The following is a 21,416-nucleotide window of genomic DNA, read 5'->3' on the forward strand; positions in this document are numbered from 1 at the left end:
GCGAGGTCGCTCTCGCGGTCAGGGAACTGTCGCCCGCCGGCATCCATCACATTCTTCGCTTGATCCAACCTTGCCACAGGGGAGAGAGCCATGGCTACCACTGCAACGACGCAGTCCAGCGGGACACCCGGGCAGCGGCCCGTGGGGACCCAGCCGCCGCCGGAGACCATGACGTGGCCGGACACCCCGAAGTTCCGGGGATTCTTCGCGCCGTCGCGGATCGAGGCGGACGTCTACGACCTGGAGATCGAGGGCCGCCTCCCGCCGGAGCTGAACGGCGCGTTCTACCGTGCCGCCGCCGACACCCAGTACCCGCCGCGGTTCCCGAACGACGTGTACATCAACGGCGACGGCATGATCCACATGGTGCGGTTCGAGAATGGCCACGCCGACCTCAAGACCAAGTACGTCCGCACCAAGCGCTTCGAACTCGAACGCGCCGCCCGCAAGGCCCTGTTCGGCGCCTACCGCAACCCGTACACCGACGACCCGTCCGTGGCCGGCATCGACGACGGCAACGCCAACACCTCGATCATCTGGCACGCCGGCAAGCTGCTCGCCCTCAAGGAGGCGGCCCTCCCGTACGAGCTGGACCCGGTGACGCTGGAGACGAAGGGGATCTACGACTTCGACGGCCAGATCCCGGGCCGCACCTTCACCGCCCACCCCAAGCACGACCCGCGCACCGGCGAGCTGATCGCCTTCGCCTACAACGCGACCGGTCTTCCGGACAAGCAGATCCACATCCACGAGATCTCGGCCTCCGGCAAGGTCACCCGCTCGCAGACCTTCGAGGTGCCGTACTCCTCGATGGTGCACGACTGGCTGGTCACCCGGGACCACTTCGTGTTCACCATCTCGCCGATGGTCGCCGACCCGGAGCAGCTGAAGCGGGAGGAGCAGTACTTCGTCTGGGACCCGAACCAGGGGACGTACGTCGCGATCATCCCCCGTGACGAGGGCGTGCGCGGCATCAAGTGGTTCCGCAGCGAACAGCTCATGGAGACCCACTCGCTGAACGCCTGGACGGACGGCGACACCCTCGTCGCCGACCACTTCACGACGAAGTCCGGCTGGTTCTCCCAGTTCCCGAAGACGACCGTCGGCCTCCTGCCCGAACAGCCGCCGTTCCTGCACCGCTGGACGTTCGACCTCAGGGGCGGCGCCGCGCACTGGGACGACGCCACCGACACCTACCGCAGCGAGCAGCTCATCGCCTCACCCGGCGACATGCCCCGCGTCGACCCGCGCATCCTGATGGAGAAGAACCGCCACGCCTGGATCGGCGGCATGCACCCCGACGTACCGAAGGTCGAGATCGGCCCGATGGGCCCGCCGTTCAACTCTCTCATCCACCGCGACGACCACACCGGCGAGTCGGTCTTCTGGACGCCGGGTGAGCACGCCGCGCCGGAGGAGCCGGTGTTCGTCCCCAAGGCGGGCGACTCCGGCGAGGGCGAGGGCTACCTGCTGGTGCTGGTCGGCCGTCGCGACCAGAACCGGCACGACCTGGTCGTCCTCGACGCCCTCGACATCGCCGCCGGTCCCGTCGCCACGGTGAAGATCCCGTTCCGGCTCCGCTACGGCTTCCACGGCACCTGGGTCCCCGACAGCGAGCTGGGCCGGTGAGCGGGCCGATGCGACTGACCCGGTACGGCCACGCCTGCGTCCGGCTGGAGTGCGACGGCGTCGTCATCGTCATCGACCCCGGCGTCTACTCCGACCCGCACGCGCTCGCCGGCGCCGACGCGGTGCTGGTGACCCACGAGCACGTGGACCACTTCGCCGAGCCCGTGCTCCGCGCGGCGGCCGAGGCCGATCCCGCCCTGCGGATCTGGGCGGACCGCTCGGTGGCGGCCCGGCTCGACGGGCTCGGCGGCGGCCGGGTCACCGTCGTCGGGGACGGGGACTCCTTCGACATCGAGGGCATCGGAGTCGAAGCGCACGGCGAACTGCACGCGCCCACCCACCCCGATCTGCCCCGCGTCACCAACGTCGGCTTCCTCGTACACGGCGCCGTCTTCCACCCGGGCGACGCGTTCACCGTGCCCACCCGCCCGGTGGACACGCTGCTGGTGCCGGTCCACGGCCCGTGGTCCAAGACCGGCGAAATCATCGACTACGTCCGGGAGATCAAGCCCCGGCACGCTCTGTCGATCCACGACGGCGGCCTCAGCGAGGGCGGCAACGCGCTGACGGACAGCCTGCTCACGGCAGGTGTACGAGACTTCGCGACCGACTACCTGCGGGTGGCGGCCGGAGCCGGAAGGGAGCTCACATGACGGGATGGCTGGGTTTCGAGGAGCGCCGGGCGCTCGTCGTCGGGGCCGGGGGACTGGGCGCCGTGTGCGTACGGGGGCTGGCGGAGACCGGAGCACGGCTCATGGTCGTCGACGCCGACGAGACCAGGCTCAAGGCCCTGCGCGAGGATCCGGCCCTTGCGGCTGCCGGGATACGGACCCTCACCGCGGACCTGTCCTCGTCCGCCGCGTGCGAGGAGGCCGTCACGACGGCGGCCCGTGAACTGGGCGGCCTGGACGTGCTGGTGCACGCCGTGGGGACGAACGACCGCCGTCCCGTGCTGGAGACACCCGACGAGGTGTGGGACCGCATCCTGACCCTGAACCTGTCCAGCGCCTTCTGGACCGGTCGTGCCGCGGGCCGGCTGATGCGCGAGGCCGGCCGGGGCAGCATGGTGTTCTTCTCCTCCGTCTCCTCCCTGCTCGCGCACAAGCACCACGCCCCCTACGCGGCCTCGAAGGGCGGCCTGGACCAGCTGGTCAAGGTAATGGCCCGGGAATGGGCCCCCGACGGCGTCACCGTCAACGCCGTGGGCCCGGGCTACACCGAGACCGAGCTGACCAGCGCCTACCTGGCCAAGCCGGGGATGCGCGAGGAGATGACGAGCCTGGTCCCCGCCGGGCGCCTGGGCACCCCGCAGGACGTGGTTGGCGCCGTGCTCTTCCTCGCCTCGGCCCGCGCGTCGTTCGTCACCGGCCAGGTGCTGTACGTCGACGGCGGCCGCACCCTCGTCTGACGACCCGTCGACCGCCCTGAAGGGAAACGCGCATGAGCGCACGCCTCGCCGGTCTGCTGCCCGGCGAACTGAACGAGCGACAGACCGAGGTCTACCGCGCCATCGTCGGCGGCCGACGGGCGTCGGGACCGCAGGCGTTCTCCCTCACCGACGAGGAGGGCCGGTTGCGCGGCCCGTTCAACGCCATGCTGCTCAGCCCGCCCGTCGGGCTCGTCGTCCAGGCGGTCGGGGCGGCCGTGCGCTACGAGTCGGTCCTCACCGACCGGGTACGCGAGATGGCCATCCTGGTCGTCGCCGCCGCCTGGGGCAGCGCCTTCGAGCGGGAGGCCCACGAGGCGGTCGGAAGGACATGCGGCCTGACCGAGCCCGAGCTGGACACCCTGCGCGAGGGCGGACTGCCGGAGCTGGCGGACCCGGCCGAGCGGACCGCTCTGCGGGCGACCGCCGCACTGACGCGCACCGGCGCGTTGAGCGACCGGGAGTACGACGACACGGTGGCCGCGTGGGGCGAGCGAGGCCTGTTCGAACTCACCACCCTGGTCGGCTACTACTCCCTGCTCGCCCTCCAGCTGCGGGTCTTCGCCGGAGAGCGCCCCGCAGAACGCCCGTAGAACACCCGTAGAACACCCCACCCCTCCATCCGAAAGCGGCACATCATGAAACTGATCACCTTCGACGACGGACGCGTAGGCCGGCTGGAGCTGGAGGAACGGCTCGTTCTTCCGCTGAACGTCGGTTCGACACGTGAGTACTTCGAGCGCGACGGCCGGGTCACCGAGACCGGCGAGCGGTTGTCGCTGGACGACGTGCGGCTGCGGGCGCCGATCGTGCCGAAGAAGTTCTTCCACACCTCCGGCAACTTCCGTGAGCACGAGGACGAGTCGAAGAACGTCGACTGGTCGCACCCCATGCACAAGGGCATCGTCTTCTTCCAGAACGTCGACGCGATCGTCGGCCCCGAGGAACCGGTGATCCACCCGGAGCACCTGACCAGCGAACTGGACTACGAGCTGGAGATCGCCGTCGTCATCGGCAAGCCGGGCAAGTTCTTCGGCGTGGACGACGCCCCCGACCACATCGCCGGCTACGTCGTCTTCAACGACATCACCGCCCGCGACATCCAGCGCCGCGAGATGGAGTCCGGCGTCTTCTCCTTCTGCAAGGCCATCGACACCTTCTGCCCTGTCGGCCCCTACATCGTCACCGCCGACGAGATCCCCGACCCGCACAACCTGGACATGGAACTGCGCGTCAACGGCGTGGTCCGGCAGAAGTCCAACACCAACCGGATGTCGGTCTCCATCCCGCACCTGGTCGCATACCACTCCCCGCAGGGATACAGCGCCGGCGACCTGATCACCACCGGCACCGTCCAGGGCGTGGCCGGCTTCAGCGGCGACCCGGACATGTACCTCAAGCCCGGCGATGTCGTCGAGGCCGAGGTCGAACGCCTCGGCGTCCTGCGCACTCCGATCGTCAGCTGGCAGGAAGGGCACGGCACGCCCGTACCGAAGAAGGTGGACTGGTGAGGCTCGCAGTCGTCGACGGCCGTGCCGTGCTGGTCCGTGGCGACCGGGCCGTGGATGTCGGCGCGGTTTCGCGGGGCGGGTTGCCCGCCGACCCGATGGCTCTGCTGGAGCGGTGGCAGGAAGCGCGTGACTGGGCGGCCGGACTGGCCGACACCGCGTACGACATTCCTGTCGATCCGGGTGCTCTCGGCGCGCCCGTGCCCCGCCCCCGCCAGGTGTTCGCGGTCGCCCTCAACTACCCGCCGCACGCGGCCGAAGCCGGATACACCCCGCCCGAAGAGCCGCTGGTCTTCACCAAGTTCCCGGCGTGCGTCACCGGCCCGCACACCACCGTCCCCCTTCCGCCGGGCAAGGTCGACTGGGAGGTCGAACTCGTCGCGGTGATCGGCCGGGAGACGTACCGGGTGAGCGAGGACCGCGCCTGGGACGCCGTCGCCGGACTCACCGTCGGTCAGGACCTGTCCGAGCGGGTGTCCCAACTCCGGGGGATACCTGCTCAGTTCAGCCTGGGCAAGTCCTTCCCCGGCTTCGGGCCCACCGGCCCGGTGCTCGTCACCCCGGACGAGTTCGACGACCCGGACGACCTGGAGATCACCGGGCTGCTCAACGGGAAGGTCGTCCAGCACGACCGCACCAAGTCCATGATCTTCCCGGTGCCGGACCTCGTCGCCCGCCTCTCGGCCGTTGTGCCCCTGTTCCCCGGCGACCTGATCTTCACCGGCACCCCGGCCGGCGTCGGCAACCGCATGGACCCGCCCCGCTACCTCACCCCGGACGACGAACTCGTCAGCCGTGTCGAGGGCATCGGCGAGCTCCGTCAGCGCTTCACCCCCGCACACCTCTGAAGGGACCTCTCATGGCACCACAGCCCATGCCCCGCCGCTTCGAAGGGCGCTCCGTCCTCGTCACCGGCGCGGGCACCGGCTACGGCGCGGAGATCGCCGTCCGGGCCGCCCAGGAGGGCGCCCGGGTCGCCGTCCACTACCGCAGCTCCGCCGCCGGAGCCGACCGGACCGTCGCCCGCATCAAGGACGTCGGCGGCGAGGCGTTCACCGTCCAGGCCGACATCGCCGTCCACGCCGACGTCATCCGCATGGCCGAGGAGGTGTTCGACCGGTTCGGCACCCTGGACGTGCTGGTCAACAACGTCGGTGACGTGGCGGCCGACCAGATGTCCTGGCGGGACGTCACCGAGGAGTCCATCGACCACGTCCTCGCCGTGGACATCAAGGGCACCATGCTGTGCGTCCACGAGTTCGGCTCCCGGATGCTGGACCAGGGCCACGGCTCGATCGTCAACATCGGCTCCACCGTGATCGTCCGCGGCAGCGCGCGGGCGCCTCAGTACGCCGCCGCGAAGTACGGCCTCCTCGGCGTCACCAAGTCCTACGCCCAGGCCTTCGCGCCGACCGTGCGGGTCAACACCTTCGCGCCCGGGTTCATCGAGACCGAGCGTCTCCTCAGCCGCGAGGACTGGCGGTCCGGCCGCCGTGAGGAACTGATCTCCAAGACCCCGCTCGGCCGTATCCCGGGCCCCGCCGAACTCGCCGGCACCGCCCTCTTCCTCGCCACCGACGACGCCGCCCACATGACCGGCGTCTACCTCAACGCCGACGGCGGCTTCAACATGATCGGCGCCTGAGCAGGCGCTGCCGGCCCGACCCGACACAAAAGGCGGACGACCCATGCCCCTCCACCGGAACCTGCTGATCGGCGGCAAGGAGATTCCCGCCGCCTCGGGCCGGTCCACGGCCGACATCAACCCGTGGACCGGCGAACCGTACGCCACGGTCGCGGCCGCCGGGCCGCAGGACGTACGGGCGGCGGTGGACGCGGCGGACGCCGCCTTCGCCGAGTGGTCCGCGTTCGCGCCGTACGCCCGGCGGAAGATCTTCCTGGACGCGGCGGACCTCATGGACCGGCGCGGTGAGCAGGCCGTGGGGCTGATGGCGGGGGAGGTGGGCGGCACCCGGGGCTGGGCACTGTTCAACGTCACGCTGGCCGCGAACATGCTGCGCGAGGCCGCCGCCGCGATCACCGCACCGCGCGGGGACGTGCTGGCCACCCAGGAGCCCGGCGGCCTCAGCATGGCCGTGCGCGAACCGCTCGGCGTGGTCGCCGCCTTCGCGCCGTGGAACGCGCCGGTCATCCTGGGCACGCGAGCGGTCGCCGCCGCGCTGGCGGCGGGGAACACCGTCGTGGTCAAGGCCAGCGAGGACGCCCCGATCTCCTGCGGTCTGTTCGTCGCCGACGTACTGCGCGACGCCGGACTCCCCGACGGCGTCCTCAACGTCATCACCAACGACAAGGAGGACGCCGCCGCGATCGCCGAGACGCTGGTAGCGGACCCGCGTGTCCGCGCCGTCAACTTCACCGGCTCGACCGGCGTCGGACAGCTCATCGGCACCCTCGCCGCACAGCATCTCAAGCCGGCCGTGCTCGAACTCGGCGGCAAGAACTCGGTGATCGTGCTGGAGGACGCCGACCTCGACCACGCCGTGAACGCCGCCGCCTTCGCCGCGTTCATGAACTCCGGCCAGATCTGCATGTGCGCCGACCGCGTCCTGGTGCACGAGTCCCTCGCACAGGAGTTCACCCGCCGCTTCACCGCGAAGATCGCCGACCTGCCGAGCGGGGACCCGGGCCTGTCCACCACCGTCATCGGACCGCTGGTGAACGAGGCCGCCGCCCACCGAGTGGCCGCCCTGGTCGCGGACGCGGTCGAGAAGGGCGCGCGCGTGCTCACCGGCGGTGGCGCGCCGGAGGGCGCGCTGCACCCGGCGACCGTCCTGGCGGAACTTCCCGAGGACGCGGCCCTGCATCACGGCGAGGCCTTCGGGCCCGTTGTCGTCATCAGGCCGTTCGCGGACGACGACGAGGCCGTGCGGTTGGCCAACGACACCGAGCACGGCCTCAGTTGCGGCGTTCTCACCGAGAACGCCACCCACGGCCTGAAGGTGGCCCACCGCATCCGCACCGGCATCGTGCACGTGAACGACCAGTCCGTGGCGGACGAACCGCAGGCCCCCTTCGGCGGCTTCGCGGCCTCCGGCTACGGCCGCTTCGGCGGACGCTGGGGCATCGAGGCCTTCTCCAACACCCGCTGGATCACCCTCTCCACCGAGCAACCGCACTACCCCTTCTGACCGTTCGAGGCAGGCGCCGACAAGGCGGAGGAGAACACATGGCAACGCTGCGTTTCGACACCCGGGTCGAGCAGGACCCTGACCGGGTCTGGACCGTGCTCACCGATGTCCGCACGATCCCGGACTGGTTTCCCGCCGTCCTGGAGGCCCGCTTCGACGGGGAGTACCGCCACCTGCGCACACCCGAGGGCACGCTGAAGGCCCTCGTGGTGACGAAGAACGACGAACTCCGGCGCTTCCAGTACCGGTTCGTCGAGGGTCTGCCGTCGCCGATCGAGTACCACCTCGGCACCATCGACGTACTCCCCGACGGAGACGGTTCACGTGTGGTCTACAGCCAGGAGATCCTTCCGCAGAACCTGGCACCGATCGTCGAACGGGCCGTCGGTGAGGGAATCGCGGGCATCGCGCGGTACTTCGCCGCACGTCCCTGAAACAGGACGCGGCTGTCGGCGTCGTCGGTGTGCGGCCGTGTCGGAGCCCGTCATACGGGGTGTGCCTGGCTCGGTCGCGCCCGGCACGGGGGCACCTCGGCGGGGTCGGCGAGGACGCGGTCACGGCCGGTCTGCACCGCACCGTGGAGTGCGGCCCGGGCACCCAGAACACCCGGTGTGACAGCGATCGGGAGGGTGGGGAACGCGCGCCGTCGTGCGGCGAGCCGGGTGTCGATGCCCGGGGTGAGCCAAGGAATCCAGTCGGTGAGATGGCCGCCGAGGATGATCTCCTCGGCGTCCGTCAGCCCGACGATGGACTGGATCGCCGCGCCGAGAGCGTGACCGGCCTGGTCGAGGGTGGCGAGGGCGCGAGGTTCCCCGGCACGCAGGCGTCGGCCGAGTTCGGCGAGTGCCGCGTCGATGCCTTCGGGCACGGACTCCCTGCCGAGACCGGCCGACTCCAGAACCGCGTGGGTGCTCACATACGCGGTCAGACAGCCGTGAGCGCCGCATCTGCACCTGGGCCCGTCGAGCGAGACGGGCAAGTGCGCGACCTCGCCGCCCAGACCGTGACTGCCCTGGTGGATACGGCCGTTGATGAGCAGGCCACCACCGACTCCGGAGTCGGACTTGACGTAGGCGACGGTGCTGGGCCCCTCCGTCCCCGGCAGCCTCAGAGCGTGGTACTCGGCCAGCGCCGCCAGGTCGGCGTCGTTGACCACCTCGACGGGGCAGGACAGGCCGGGCAGCCGTTCGGCGACGAGGGCGCCGAGCGTGGGCGCGTGCCAACCGACTCCCTCGGTCGGTGCCTTCGCGCGTCCGGAAGTGACCGGCCCGGACATGGCGATCACCAGCCGGCCCAGATGCACGTCCGGGCCGGGGGAGACCGCCTCCGTGACGGCGGTGGCGATGGCGTCGGCCATCGGTTCGGGGGGCCCGAAGGGACCGGGGTGCCGAGCCCGCCCGGCGTCGATCAGCTCGCCCGTGACCCCGGCCGTGACCAGCCGGATGTCCCCCCAGGTCACATGGGCGGCGACGATCCGCACCCGCTCCGCCACCAGGTGCAGGAGTCGGCGCGGCCGGCCGCGGCTGCCCGACGCGGTAACGCCCACCTCTTCCACCAGGCCGCGCGTCATGAGGTCGGCGACCAGAGCGGTCACCGTGGCGTGCACCAGGCCGGTGGCGGCGGCGATCTCCGTACGGGCACAAGGGCCGTGTGCCGCGATGTGGCGCAGGACGAGGGAGAGGTTGCCGCGGCGGACGGCCGCGGAATCGGCGGGGCTGTTCACGTCATTGATTCTGCCTGCTCGGGACACGGTGGCGGGACCATAGGAACTTCTAATTTTTCGTAGCTTGAAAAAAATAGTGGAGGGTCGGCAGACTCAGTCAAGCCGGGTGGGCACACCCGGCGCGACCGGATGCGTGTCCGGTTCGAATTCGCCAGGCGGCAGCTGGTATGCCGCGTCACCAGGAGACGAAGCTGTGAAGAGCAGGGCTATCAAGCGAAGGACCGTTGTGATGGGAATCGGTGCGACGGCCGGTGTCGTGGGGCTCGGCGCCTACGCCCTGGGCGCGCAGGCGGACAACGACGCGTCCTCCGGCGACCTGGTCTTCGACAAGGACGACTACACCGAGGTGGCCGAGACGCTCGCCGACGCGGCGGGCGACAGCCACGAGGTGACGTACCACTTCTACAAGCCCCGCAACTACGTCACCGACCCGAGTGACGACACCCACCAGAGCCTGGTCGTGAGTGTGCCGGTGAAGATCGACGGCAAGGCGGTCGACGCCTCCCGTGCTCCGATCGTCTTCGCCAACGCGGTGGGCGCCTACATGTCGTCGACCGTCGCCAAGGCGACCGGCGTGGGACAGAACTCACTGGAGATGACAGGGATGGGCGGTGGCTCCGGCGGAGGCATGCCCAGCGGGGGCTCGGGCGGGATGCCGAGCGGGATGCCGACCGACATGGCCGGCGGGATGCCGAGCGGGATGCCCACTGACATGGCCGGTGGCATGCCGAGCGGGATGCCCACCGACATGGCGGGCGGCGGTATGGGTGGCGGCGGTGCGGGCGGTGGTACGGGCGCCATCAACGGGATGGTCAACCTCGCAAAGCTCGCGCTCGTCGCGGGTTACGTCGTCGTGGAGCCCGGTGCGCGCGGCCGCAGCCTCACGGACTCCTCGGGCACCTACTACGGCACCGCGCCTGCCGCCATCGTGGACCTGAAGGCGGCTGTGCGGTACGTCCGGTTCAACAAGGACCGTATCCCCGGCGACACCGACCGGATCGTGTCCACGGGTACCAGTGCGGGTGGAGCGCTGTCCTCGCTGCTCGGCGCGTCCGGCGACAGCAAGATCTACGACAAGTACCTCAAGGAGCTCGGCGCCGCCGACGCCTCCGACGCGATCTTCGCGACCGGCGCCTGGTGCCCGATCACCGACCTGGAGCACGCCGACGGCGCCTACGAGTGGAACTGGGGCGCCAGCGTCACCCAGTCCACCAGCAAGGTCGTAGACCAGTCGGTCTCCAAGGAACTGCAGTCCCAGTTCGCCGAGTACCAGGCGGGTCTGAAGCTCAAGGGCCTGAACGGATTCGGCACACTGACTGCCCGCAACTACGACGAGTACCTGGTCAAGCAGTACCTGGAGCCCTCCGCCACCAAGTACCTCGCCGCCCTCTCCGACTCGGACCGGACGGCCTACCTGGCCAAGAACACCTTCATCACCTGGTCCGGCGGCAAGGCCACCTTCACCTGGGACGACTACCTCACCCACGTCGGCGCCCGCAAGAAGACCACCCCGGCCTTCGACGCCTTCGACCTCTCGGCGGGGGAGAACAACGAGTTCGGCTCCGGCACCACTGAGACGCGCCACTTCACGGCGTACAGCGCCAAGAACGACACCACCGGGCTCAGCAGCAAGCGGGTCCCGAGCGACATCCCCGAGCTGCTGAACCTGATGAACCCGATGTACCACCTGGTTGACAAGGTCAATGGCAAGCGCTCCAAGTACTGGTGGATCCGCCTGGGCACCAGCGACACGGACACGTCGCACGTCATCTCCGCCAACCTGGCGGCCCGCCTGGACAACCTCGGCGACGACGTCAACCACGAGTTCTACTGGGACAAGGGTCACGCCACCAACGAAGACCCCGGTGACTTCCTCACCTGGGTCGCCGAGGTCACGGGTTACAAGAAGTAGGCCGATTCCCCTCCGGGCCGGGAGATATGGCCGGCCCGGAGGGGAGTGGTTCAGCCCGTCTCACGTACCAGGTGGACGAGCGTGGACGCGCAGTCGTCGGCGGCCAGGTCCAGGGGCAGACCGTGACTGAGCAGGACGGCTCCGTGGTGCACGGCTCCGGACGTGGTGTCGCGGTAGCGGGCCGTGGGATCGAGGGCCCGCAGGGGCAGCGCGGGATCGTGGTGGCCGAAGTGGCGTGAACGGCGCAGGGCGATGACGGCGCACTCCTTGCCGTCTGGGGCGAGGAACTGCACCGCGTGCAGCTCGCCGTTCCCCTGGACCTCCAGCCGGTACTGCTCGCCCAGTTGGACGAGGTGCCGTACCCGCTTGTATTCGGCCACCAGTTCGGCGGCCCGAGTCACATCGGACGCGCTCCACCGGTTCAGGTCGCCGCCGATTCCGAGCACGCCGGCCATGGCCGTGCGGAACCGGAAGTCCAGCGGCGCGCTGCGCCCGGTGTAGGGATTGGGGCTGTCGGTGACCCAGGCGCCCATCACCCGGGCCGGATACAGCTGCGAGAAGCCGTGCTGGATCTCGACGCGGTCCAGGGCGTCGGTGTTGTCCGATGTCCACACCTGGTCGGTGCGAGCGAGGATGCCCAGATCGAGGCGGCCACCGCCGCTGCTGCACGACTCGATGCGCAGGCCGGGGTGGTCGGCGCGCAGCCGGTCGAGCAGGGCGTACAGGTTGCGTACGTGGTCGACCCAGAGCCGGTCGGGGTCGGCCTCGGCATCGGGCCAGCCCGCCTCGGTGAAGGGCCGGTTCATGTCCCACTTGAGGAAGTCGATCTCGTTCTTCGTCACCAGTTCGTCCAGCCGGCCGTGCAGCCAGGCGGCGACGTCGGGCCGCGCGAGGTTGAGCACCAACTGGTTGCGGTGCTCGGTGCGCTGCCGGGTCGGGTGGTGGAGCACCCAGTCGGGGCGGGCGCGGTAGAGGTCGCTGTCGGGGTTGACCATCTCGGGCTCGACCCACAGGCCGAACTGCATGCCCAGCTCGTGGACCCGGTCGATCAGCGGGCCGAGGCCGTCGGGGAAGCGTTCAGGGTTGGGGGTCCAGTCACCGAGCCCGGCGGCGTCGTGGGTGCGGGCGCCGAACCAGCCGTCGTCCATGACGAACAGCTCGACGCCGAGTTTCGCGGCCTTCTCCGCGAGAGCGATCTGTCCGGTGACCTCGATGTCGAACTCGGTGGCTTCCCAGGAGTTGTAGAGCACGGGCCGAAGCTCGTCCGGGTGCGGCAGGACCTGGTCGAGGACATGCCGGTGCCACAGGCGGGACGCGGCGCCGAAGCCGCCCTCGGTGTAGGCGCCCGCGCACAGCGGGGTCGTCAGTTCCTGACCGGGTGCCAGCTCCCAGGTGACCGGGTCGTGCCCGAAGCCTGCCGACAGCGTGACGCGTTCGGTGGGCAGCCGCTGGGCGGTCAGCCGCCAGCTGCCGCTCCAGGCGAGCGCACACGACCACACCGCACCGTGCTCCTCGTCGGTACGGCCGTCGTCGATCATGGCCCAGGGGTTGGCCTGATGGCCCGTCGTGCCGCGGCGGCTGGTGAGCATCAACTCCCCGTACGGCAGCGCCGTCCGGTGCAGCCGGGTCTCGGCCGACCACTGGCCGCGCACCTGGCTGAGCCGGTACTCGCCGAGGCGGGGCAGGACCCAGGTCGCGGAGTCGGCGCGGACGACCGTGACCGGGCCGTCGGTCTCGGTGCCGGTGTGGCGGAGCACGAGGTGACGCTCGATGACGTCGGTGGTGGTTCTGACGCGGTAGTGGGTGTCCACGGTGAGGGGGTAGCGACGGTCGGCGAACCGGAGCACCAGTTCACTGCCACCGTCGGGGTGATCGATCTGCTCGTACCCGAGGAGCCGGGGCTCCAGATCGCGCACGCCGTCGGGGAAGCGGACCTGGACACCCGCGTGGGCGTAGCGCATGGCGCCCGCGGTGTCGAGGTCCAGTGTGCCGTCGGCTGGATCCTCGAACGAGCGGCGGCCCGGCGCCGGCCGCTGGAGCAGAGAGGCGGCCTGTTCGAGAGTGAGGACAGGCCCCCAGTGCAGGCCACGCAGCCGGTGGTCGTCGTCGAGGTGCAGCACGTAGCTGGAGCCGGGTCCGGACAGGACCCACAGCCGGTGCGCGGGGTCGTGGGCGATGCTCGGCATGGCCGCCTTTCGGTCTGGCGCGGGGTCGCGGTGGAGGGCCGCCGCGGTTGACGGTGCGGGGCCCCGCCGGACCGGTTCACGGCCCGGCGGGGCCCCTGGAGAAGGGGTACTGGACCGGCCTCAGCCGCTCACTGGGGCGACCTCGATGTAGTCGATGTCGGGCGCCCAGGCGGACGAGTTGGAGAACTTGAGGGTGTTGGTGCCGGCACCGAGACTGACGGTGGTCGGCAGCGCCCAGTAGTCGTTCCAGCTGTAGGTGTTGCGGAAGGTCATCGTGGTGGCCGTGCCGCCGTTGACCGACAGTTGCGCGGTGCGGGACATGACGTTGGTGTTGTAATTGCCGGAGCCCGACCGGTCGTTGTGGGCGTAGTGGACGACGACCGTGTAGCGGCCGGCGGCCGAGGCGCTGACGTTGGCGAAGGTGAGCGTGTTCGCGCTGCCGCCCCCGACGTAGCCGACGTTCTTGCCGCCGGAGGCCCAGCTGTCGGACTGCGCCTTCGCTTGGCCCGCGAGGGTGGCGCTCTCCGCCTCGTACTTGGTCACGCCGGTGGTGTCACCCGCGCCCGCCACCTTCAGGTCGCGCAGGCTGAGCATGGTGCCGCTGTCCGGGCCGACCGTGATGCGGTTGACGCCGGCCGCGAGGTACAGCCGGGTGCTGGAGGTCGTGGCCTTGCCGCCGGACGAACCGTAGGTGGCCACGGAGTTGCCGTTGAGAGCCAGCGTGGTGCCGTGACCGGCCGAGGTGTAGTCGGTCTTGACGGTGTAGTAGCCGTCGGCCGGCGCGTACACGTCGAAGGTGGCCTTGTCCCCGTTGGTCATGATCAGGCGGCCGGTGCCGGTCTCACCGATGGAGTCGTACGAGAAGGCCGGGTTGCCGCTGATGTCGGCGAACGTCGCCTCGTACACCGTCTCCGGTGTGCTCTGGGCGGCGGTGAGGTCGATCTTGTCGAGGGTCACCTGGCCCTTGGAGGTGCCCAGCGTCGGGTCCGTCACCGCGAGCGAGACGGTGTGGCTGCCGGCGCCCAGGGTGACCGGGACGGTGACGGTGGAGCGGTACTGCCAGTTCAGCGTGGAGGGGTAGGTGACGAACTTCGGGTCGGCGCCGTCGACGCGCAGGACCTGCTGGGAGGGCGAGCCGTTCATGTTGCCGTAGAAGACGCGCAGGTTGTACGTACCGGCGGAAGGAACGCTGACACCGAAGACGACCTTGCTGTCGCTCGCTGTCAGATAGCCGACATCCTTGGTGCCGGACGTGGCGTACCGCTGGGCGGTGCCGTAGTTGTCGCCGGTGGCCTGGGTGACGACGGTGCCGTTGGTGATGGCGGCGTTCTCCGCCTCGTAGGACGCGCTCCACGGCACGCTCGGCGCCGTCGCGGTGCCACCGCCGTTCGGGGTGACCGTGATGCGGTACGCCGACATGGCGTTCAGGCCCGTGAGCGGCACGGTGATGGAGCCGTTCGAGGGCGTGTACGCGGTGCGGGAGATGGTCCGCGGAGGTGTGGAGGCACCTTCGTAGCCGCTCCAGTCCAGGGCCTGGACAGTGACTTCGACCTTGCTGCCGAAGGTGGCGGCCGGGATGTTGTCGATGACCACGTCGGTGTCCGAGGCGGAGCCGCCGACGATCACCTGCGCCTGCCGGCGACCGGTGTCCAGCGAGGCCATGCCCTGCAGCGTGTCCTTCACGTCGGCCTGCGGCGGAGTCGTCCTGACGGTCTGCCCCGTCATCCCGGCGTACCAACGCCAGAACCACCACGATCCGTTTGGGATGTTGGCCTGGACGGTGTTGCCGTCCATGTTGCCGGCGATGTCCCAGTACGGCTGCTGAGCGTAGACCTTGGTGTCCTCGAACATCGCGGCCCACTGCGCGAGTTGGCCGGGAACCGACATGTCGCGCCGGTTGCCGTACTCGTCGATGTTGATCGTGATCGGGCTGATGCCCCGGGCACTCTCGAGGGAGCGGTAAGTGGTGTAGTGGTCCCGGTAGTTGGCGAGTGACGACGGATCCAGCTCGTGCCAGGTGAAGACGTCCGGCAGGACGTCGTTGTCGCGGGCGAAAGTGAGGAAGTCGCCGAACAACCGCTGGTTCCAGACCGCCGTGTTCGGACCGCCGATCTTTGCCCCGGGGAAGTCGGAGCGTATCCGCTGGTAGACGGTCTTCCAGTCGGCGAGGAACCGGTCGCGGGCGGTGGTGTAGGTGGTGGAGTTCGTGCTGTTGAGGCCGGTGTACCAGTTGCCGTCGGGTTCGTTGAACGGGACGAACACCACCTTGTCGGCGTACGAGGTCGCCTCGATGGTGTCGACCGCGGTGTCGACCTTGGTCAGGTAGTCGCTCAGGCCCAGGTTCTGGTAAGGCCAGGCCGAGTACATGTCCTGGATGTTCGTGTACATCGTGCCGCCGCCGTTGCGGAAGAACGAGGGCGCGACGTCCAGGATGTCGCCGTTGGGGTGCTGGGCTCCGTTCGGGGGCTTCTGGGAGCCGGTGGTGAGCTTCAACGGGGCCAGCAGGTTGTCACCGGGGACGCCGTCGTCGCTCTGCCCGTAGAGCGCGCCGTTCGAACCGCGCAGCACCTTTCCCGTGGTTGTGCCGAGGTCCACGGTGTAGGTCTGGGAGGCCGCCTCGGCGGACTGCGGGACGGCAAGGACCGTGCCGACGAGGGCGGTGACCGCGAGCAGAGCCCGGGTGAGGGTCAGTCTTCCGCGCTTGGGCGGTGACGCGCCCGGCGTCGGGGGGTTGAGGTAAGGAGACATGGAGGAACCTGGCTTTCCCCTCCCGCCGCGCTGCGGGAGGACGGCTCATGGGAACGAGATGTGACCGCTCACATCCCCCGCGGAGGGAGCGGTGCGGCGTCACCGTCGCTGACGGTGGGTACGGAAGGCGCGCCCCGGCCGCGCCGGACACGTACGGCGCGGGGGCAGGTGAGGACGAGGGTGAGGCGGGCCCGGAGGAAGTCAGGCCGAGCGGTGTGGTGCCGGGCCGGAGCTCTCGCGGACGATCAGCTCGGGCTCGGCCCACAGCGGCGGTGTAGGTGCGTTCTCGGGGTCGAGCAACCGGTGCAGCATCGCGAAGGCACCGCGCCCCAGTCCTTCGAAGTCCAGCCGGACGGTGGTCAGGAGGGGGTGGGTGAACGCCGCGTACGGTGCGTCGTCGAAGCCGACGACGCTCAGGTCTCCGGGCACGTCGCGGCCCGCTTCCCGGGCCGCTCGAAGTACGCCGAGCGCAAGGTCGTCGTTACCGCACAGCACGGCGGTGACCTGTGGATCCGCGATGAGGGAGCGGGCGGCCAGATACCCGGATCGCGGGCTCCAGCCACCTCCCACCGGCTCGGGAACGGGGCGGTCGGCGTCCACGAGTGCCTGTCGCCAGCCGGCCGCGCGCTGGCTGACGCGGGCCGTGGAGGAGGGGATGGCCATGTAGTGGACCGTGCGGTGGCCGAGGCCGAGCAGATACCGGGTGGCCTGCGCCGCCGCGGCGCGGTCGTCGAGCCACGCCTCGGGCCGGGTGCTGGTGTGCCCCTCCTGGGGCAGCTCCACCACGGCCGCCGCCGGACAGTCCACCGGCAGGGCGCGCCAGGCGCGTTCGCCGGGTGCGTTGAACGCGATGACCAGGACAGGCTCACCGGGACGGGCGAGCCGGCCCGCGATGTCGTCCGGGGTCAGCGGAGCGTTCTCGTCCAGAACACTCACCGCCACCGCGAACTCCGCCCCGCGCGCCGCCTCCTCAATGCCGCGCAGTGCCAGAGACGCTCCGTACAGCGTCGTGTCCGAGGTCAGGACCGTCACTGAGCGAACGGTCCCGCCGGCCAGGGCCCGGGCCAGCCGATTGGGCTTGTAGCCCAGGTCCTCGACGGCCTGAAGTACGCGCTCCCGAGTCTCCTTCTTCACCCTCGGGCTGCCGTTGATGACACGGGAGACCGTCTGGTGGGAGACCCCTGACGCCCTGGCGACATCGAGGATGCTGACCGACCGGTGCCGGTCGGTGCCCTCGTGGGGCAGCTCCTCGTCATGGCGGGCCGGGGACGCTTCCTGCATGGTGGTGGGCTCCTGGTCGCTGGTCGTCGCTAAGGCTACTCGTCCGCGGCTGCTACTTGACCGCGGCGTTGGACTGTTCGTTCACGGACTCCGCGGCCTTCTGAGCGGACTGCTGGCCCAGCCAGACCTGGTTGAAGGCGTCCAGCACCTTGATGTTGTAGGTCGCCGACGACGTGGTGAGCGGGTAGCCCGTCGTCGTGCCGGCGGCTTCCTCCGAGAAGGCGCTGACGTCGACGCCCTTCTTCTTCCAGACGTCCACGAACTCCTGGTTGAGCGTCGGGATGCCGGGCCACACCGAACCCGTCGCGACGATGATCTTCTGGGACTCCTCGGAGCCCAGCCACTTCACGAGCTCCCAGGCTTCCTTCGGGTGCGCGCTGCCGGTGTACAGGGCGTTGCTCAGACCGTTGTAGACCGTGCCCTTGCCGACCGGTCCCGAGGGCAGCTCGGCGACGCCGAAGTTGTCCTGCATGGAACTCTGGTACGCGTTGAGGTCCCAGCTGCCGTCCCACACCACCGCGGCCTGCTTCCGGGCCATGACCTGCGGCAGGGCGGCGCCGTTCGGGGTGTTGGTGACCGAGGCGGGAACCGCGACGTGGTACTTCAGCCGCAGGTCCCGGATGAACTGGATCGCCTCCACACAGGACGGCTGGTCGATCGTCCACTTGCCCCACGCCTTGTCCTGGAGCTTGCAGCCGTTCTGCGTGGCGGCGTTCCACCAGTCCGTCTGGCCGTTGGGCGAGGCCAGCGCGAGGCCGTACTGCTTGACGTGCTTGCTGTCGAAGCCGGCCTCGTCCGGGTGCTTGCCGTTCTCGTCGATGGTCAGCTTCTGCAGCGCCTTGACGAAGGTGCCGCCGTCGGCGGTGTTCCACGACAGCGCGCTCAGCTGCTCCTGGGTCAGTCCGGCAGCCTTCAGCATCGTCTTGTTGTAGACCTGCGCGATGGTGTCCCAGTCCTTCGGCAGGCCGTACTGCTTGCCGTCCTGCTCCCAGCCGGACAGCAGCTTGGGATCGTAGACCGAGGTGTCCAGCTTGTCGGCCTTGATGTACGGGGTCAGGTCGGCGAGCACGCCCTGCTGGGCGAACTGCGGGAAGTAGGCCACATGGTCCCAGAAGACGTCCGGCGCGGTCCGGCCGGCCAGCTGGGTCTGGAGCTTGCTCCAGTACTGGGCCCATGCGTTCAGCTCGATCTTGACCTTGATGTTCGGGTGCTGCTTCTCGAAGGCGGCGATCGACTTCTCCAGAGCGGGCTTCTGGACCGCGTCCCAGATGGCGTACCGCAGGGTGACGGTGCCGTCGGAGGAGGTGGAGCCGGAGGAGCCGCAGCCGGTGGTGAGGCCGAGCAGGAGGGCGCCGGTGGCGGCACCGGCCAGGATTCTTCTGACGGATACGGACATGGTTCGGGTGTCCCTTCGAGTGCGGGCGTGCGGAGCAGGGGGTACGTCTCCCGACACTCATGTGAACGTTCACATGGCGAGGGGGTCGACAGGTGGGTAGGGAGGGGAGGGGGACTTACTTCAGGCCGGTGAGGGCGATGGAGCGGACGATGTGCCGCTGGAAGACCAGGAAGACGACGATCAGGGGGAGCAGGGCGATCGCCGCTCCGGCGAGCACGATGTGCGGGAGATCGGAGGCGTGCTGGCCCTGGAGCGCGGCGATGCCCACGGTGATCACCCGGGTGCGGTCGCTGTTGGTGATGATCAGCGGCCAGATCAGGTTGTTCCAGGTGTTGATGAACGTGATGGTGGCGAGGGTGGCCAGGATCGGACGGCTCAACGGCAGCATGATGCGTACGAAGATTCCCCACGTGGTCGCCCCGTCGATACGGGCCGCGCTCTCAAGGTCCTTGGGGATGGTCATGAAGTGCTGCCGTACCAGGAAGACGCCGTACGGGGTGCCGAAGACGGTGGGCAGGATGAGCCCGGCGTAGGTGTCGACCATGCCCAGGTCGCGCATCATGAGGAACAGCGGCACCAAAGTGATCATCTGCGGCACCATCATCGTGGCGAGGTAGCCCCAGAACAGCCAGTCCCGCCCTGGGAACTCCAGCCGGGCGAGTGCGTATGCCGCCATCGCGCTGAACACCACCTGACCTGCGGTGACGACCACCGACACGGCGAGGGTGTGCAGCAGGAAGGAGGACATCCCGTACTGGTTCCACACGTCGGCGAAGTTGGCGAACGTGGCGGGGTGCGCGGGGGTCCAGGCGTCGGTCGACAGCAGGTCCGCCGGGCGTTTGAACGCGGCGTTGAGTGTGAGCAGATACGGCCCGACCGACAGCAGCGCTCCGATGAGGAGGATCGCGTACAGCGTCGACCTGCGCAGGACGGCGGGTATCGACATCGAGGACGAAGAGGTGATGGACGAAGACATGACGGTGGCCGCCCTCAGCTGAAGTCGTAGACGGTGCGCTTGCGGAAGTACAGGACCTGGGCGGCCGTCACCAGCAGGATCAGGGCGAACAGCAGCATCGCCAGGGCCGAGGCGTAGCCGCTGCGGAACAGCTGGAACGCCTGCTGGTAGATGTGGAAGTTCATCGTGTCCGTCGAGCCGCCGGGCCCGCCCTGGGTCATCACATAGACCGTGTCGAACATCTGGAACGACCCGATGGTGTTGGTGACCAGGACGAAGAACATCGACGGTCGCAGCAGCGGCAGAGTGATCCGGAAGAACCTCTGCACGGGACCCGCCCCGTCCAGGTCGGCCGCCTCGTACAAGGACTCGGGTATCGCCTGCAGGCCGGCCAGCAGGAACAGCATGGTGTAGCCGGTGTACTGCCACACGTTCACCGAGGCGAGCACCGGCATCGCCCAGGTCGTGGACGACAGCCAAGCCGGGCCGTCGACGCCGAACAGCGACAGGAACTGGTTGATCACGCCGTGCTGCGGGTCGAACGCCCAGTTCCATACGATGCCCAGGGCCACCGGCATCGCCATCCAGGGCAGGACGAACAGCACCCGCAACACCTTGCCGCCGCGCATCCTCCGGTTCATCGCCAGAGCGAGCAACAGTGCCAGGACCGTCTGCGCCGGAATGTTCAGCACCACGTAGTAGACGGTGTTGCGCACCGCCCGCCACACCTCGCTGTCACCCGCGATCTCGCGGTAGTTCGCCAGTCCGACGAAGCGGGGGGAGCCCATCAGGTTCCAGTCGAAGAAGCTGATCACGACGACCCCGGCGATCGGCGCGAGCAGGAAGAGCAGGAACCCGATCAGGCTGGGTGTCAGCAGGATGTACGCCTCCACGGCGGTGCGGATGCGGTTCCTCCTGCGGTGGGGTGCGGCATTGTCCATGGGCGGCTCCTTGGACGGGGGTAGATCTCGGCCAGTCGATGGACGGCCTGCGTCGGCAACAGTGTTAACGTTCACACTAAAACTCCGTCGGGGGCGGCTCGTTCGGTGCGGCAGGGAATGCGACAGGATGCCGCTGGCGAGCCAAGACGATGATGTGCGGATCACGTCTCGATCGTGCAGCGACTTCGGCGGCGTTAAGAGAGTGTGAACGCTAACACCAGTCCGGTCAATGGCTTGTGGCGGATTTGCGATGGTGTACCGGCCGTCGGGCCGTGGCTGGACGGCCGGTACGGTCTCTGTTCCGAACCGGACGGTGCGTGGCTCATCCGCACCTGAAGACGTCGGTACCCGGCATCGCATGCTGACCGCGCGGCTCTACTTCAAGGACGGCGCGTACGTCCACGAGGACGTGAACGTCGCCGACGTCACCGACAACGACAAGCTCAACGAGACGCTGTGGAACCTGCCGCTCTTCCCCTGTATGAGCATCTCAGTGACGTCGCCGGCCCGGCATCCTTCCGGCATTCACCGAGGAAGCGTCACCGGCTGGGGGCGACGGAAC

The 21,416-nt window shown here is 69.3% G+C and carries 17 protein-coding genes and 1 pseudogene; 11 read left to right on the forward strand and 7 right to left on the reverse strand.

What is annotated here, in order from left to right:
* Positions 1-90: 90 nt before the first annotated feature.
* From ACIRF9_RS19320 to ACIRF9_RS19360, 9 genes are read left to right on the forward strand one after another with little or no spacing between them, the layout of a single operon-like run.
* Entirely contained in the window at positions 91-1,629 is a 1,539-nt protein-coding gene (locus ACIRF9_RS19320) for a carotenoid oxygenase family protein (RefSeq protein ID WP_403823216.1), read from the forward strand.
* Between the two features lie 8 nt (positions 1,630-1,637).
* The gene (locus tag ACIRF9_RS19325; RefSeq protein ID WP_403823219.1) at positions 1,638-2,282 is read left to right on the forward strand and encodes an MBL fold metallo-hydrolase; all 645 of its coding nucleotides are present in this window, start codon (positions 1,638-1,640) and stop codon (positions 2,280-2,282) included.
* Positions 2,279-3,037 (forward strand): SDR family NAD(P)-dependent oxidoreductase, encoded by a 759-nt coding sequence (locus ACIRF9_RS19330; RefSeq protein WP_403823222.1) that lies wholly within the window; start codon positions 2,279-2,281, stop codon positions 3,035-3,037. The genes ACIRF9_RS19325 and ACIRF9_RS19330 overlap by 4 nt, the downstream gene beginning before the upstream one ends.
* A 32-nt stretch (positions 3,038-3,069) precedes the next feature.
* Positions 3,070-3,648, forward strand: coding sequence for a carboxymuconolactone decarboxylase family protein (locus ACIRF9_RS19335; protein WP_403823225.1), 579 nt, complete (start codon positions 3,070-3,072; stop codon positions 3,646-3,648).
* Between the two features lie 45 nt (positions 3,649-3,693).
* The gene (locus ACIRF9_RS19340) at positions 3,694-4,566 is read left to right on the forward strand and encodes a fumarylacetoacetate hydrolase family protein (RefSeq protein WP_403823228.1); all 873 of its coding nucleotides are present in this window, start codon (positions 3,694-3,696) and stop codon (positions 4,564-4,566) included.
* The gene (locus ACIRF9_RS19345; protein WP_403823232.1) at positions 4,563-5,411 is read left to right on the forward strand and encodes a fumarylacetoacetate hydrolase family protein; all 849 of its coding nucleotides are present in this window, start codon (positions 4,563-4,565) and stop codon (positions 5,409-5,411) included. Before ACIRF9_RS19340 ends, ACIRF9_RS19345 begins: the two co-directional genes overlap by 4 nt.
* Before the next feature lie 11 nt (positions 5,412-5,422).
* On the forward strand, positions 5,423-6,208 hold the full coding sequence (locus tag ACIRF9_RS19350) for an SDR family NAD(P)-dependent oxidoreductase (RefSeq protein ID WP_403823235.1): 786 nt from the start codon (positions 5,423-5,425) through the stop codon (positions 6,206-6,208).
* Between the two features lie 43 nt (positions 6,209-6,251).
* Entirely contained in the window at positions 6,252-7,712 is a 1,461-nt protein-coding gene (locus ACIRF9_RS19355) for an aldehyde dehydrogenase family protein (RefSeq protein WP_403823238.1), read from the forward strand.
* Positions 7,713-7,750: 38 nt separating this feature from the next.
* Positions 7,751-8,146 (forward strand): SRPBCC family protein, encoded by a 396-nt coding sequence (locus ACIRF9_RS19360; protein WP_242762009.1) that lies wholly within the window; start codon positions 7,751-7,753, stop codon positions 8,144-8,146.
* Between the two features lie 50 nt (positions 8,147-8,196).
* On the opposite strand, the gene ACIRF9_RS19365 is transcribed toward ACIRF9_RS19360, so the two are convergent.
* Positions 8,197-9,435 carry an ROK family transcriptional regulator gene (locus ACIRF9_RS19365; RefSeq protein ID WP_242762007.1) on the reverse strand — a complete coding sequence of 413 codons (1,239 nt, stop codon included), beginning with the start codon at positions 9,433-9,435 and terminating at the stop codon, positions 8,197-8,199.
* A gap of 229 nt (positions 9,436-9,664) precedes the next feature.
* Between ACIRF9_RS19365 and ACIRF9_RS19370 the strand changes: the two genes are divergently transcribed.
* A complete protein-coding gene (locus ACIRF9_RS19370) occupies positions 9,665-11,347 on the forward strand; it encodes a subtype B tannase (protein ID WP_403823243.1) in 1,683 nt (560 codons plus the stop codon).
* 50 nt (positions 11,348-11,397) lie between these two features.
* Here ACIRF9_RS19370 and ACIRF9_RS19375 read toward each other — a convergent pair whose 3' ends face one another.
* The 6 genes from ACIRF9_RS19375 to ACIRF9_RS19400 all read right to left on the reverse strand — a co-directional run bounded on the left by ACIRF9_RS19375 (position 11,398) and on the right by ACIRF9_RS19400 (position 20,854).
* Positions 11,398-13,533 (reverse strand): alpha-galactosidase, encoded by a 2,136-nt coding sequence (locus tag ACIRF9_RS19375; protein ID WP_403823246.1) that lies wholly within the window; start codon positions 13,531-13,533, stop codon positions 11,398-11,400.
* Positions 13,534-13,653: 120 nt separating this feature from the next.
* Positions 13,654-16,281 (reverse strand): CBM35 domain-containing protein, encoded by a 2,628-nt coding sequence (locus ACIRF9_RS19380; RefSeq protein WP_403823249.1) that lies wholly within the window; start codon positions 16,279-16,281, stop codon positions 13,654-13,656.
* A 201-nt stretch (positions 16,282-16,482) separates the two neighbouring features.
* Positions 16,483-17,562, reverse strand: a complete 1,080-nt coding sequence (locus ACIRF9_RS19385) for a LacI family DNA-binding transcriptional regulator (protein WP_403823252.1) — start codon at positions 17,560-17,562, stop codon at positions 16,483-16,485.
* A gap of 52 nt (positions 17,563-17,614) precedes the next feature.
* Positions 17,615-18,958, reverse strand: a complete 1,344-nt coding sequence (locus tag ACIRF9_RS19390) for a sugar ABC transporter substrate-binding protein (RefSeq protein ID WP_242761999.1) — start codon at positions 18,956-18,958, stop codon at positions 17,615-17,617.
* Positions 18,959-19,073: 115 nt separating this feature from the next.
* Complete coding sequence (locus ACIRF9_RS19395) at positions 19,074-19,934, reverse strand: carbohydrate ABC transporter permease (RefSeq protein ID WP_403823256.1); 861 nt, start codon at positions 19,932-19,934, stop codon at positions 19,074-19,076.
* A gap of 14 nt (positions 19,935-19,948) precedes the next feature.
* Positions 19,949-20,854, reverse strand: coding sequence for a carbohydrate ABC transporter permease (locus tag ACIRF9_RS19400; RefSeq protein ID WP_403823260.1), 906 nt, complete (start codon positions 20,852-20,854; stop codon positions 19,949-19,951).
* 358 nt (positions 20,855-21,212) lie between these two features.
* Between ACIRF9_RS19400 and ACIRF9_RS19405 the strand changes: the two are divergent.
* Positions 21,213-21,362, forward strand: a pseudogene (locus ACIRF9_RS19405) (muconolactone Delta-isomerase family protein); the annotation flags it as partial.
* Positions 21,363-21,416 lie beyond the last annotated feature (54 nt).

This window comes from Streptomyces sp. NPDC096132, assembly GCF_044763345.1.
Lineage (GTDB): Bacteria > Actinomycetota > Actinomycetes > Streptomycetales > Streptomycetaceae > Streptomyces.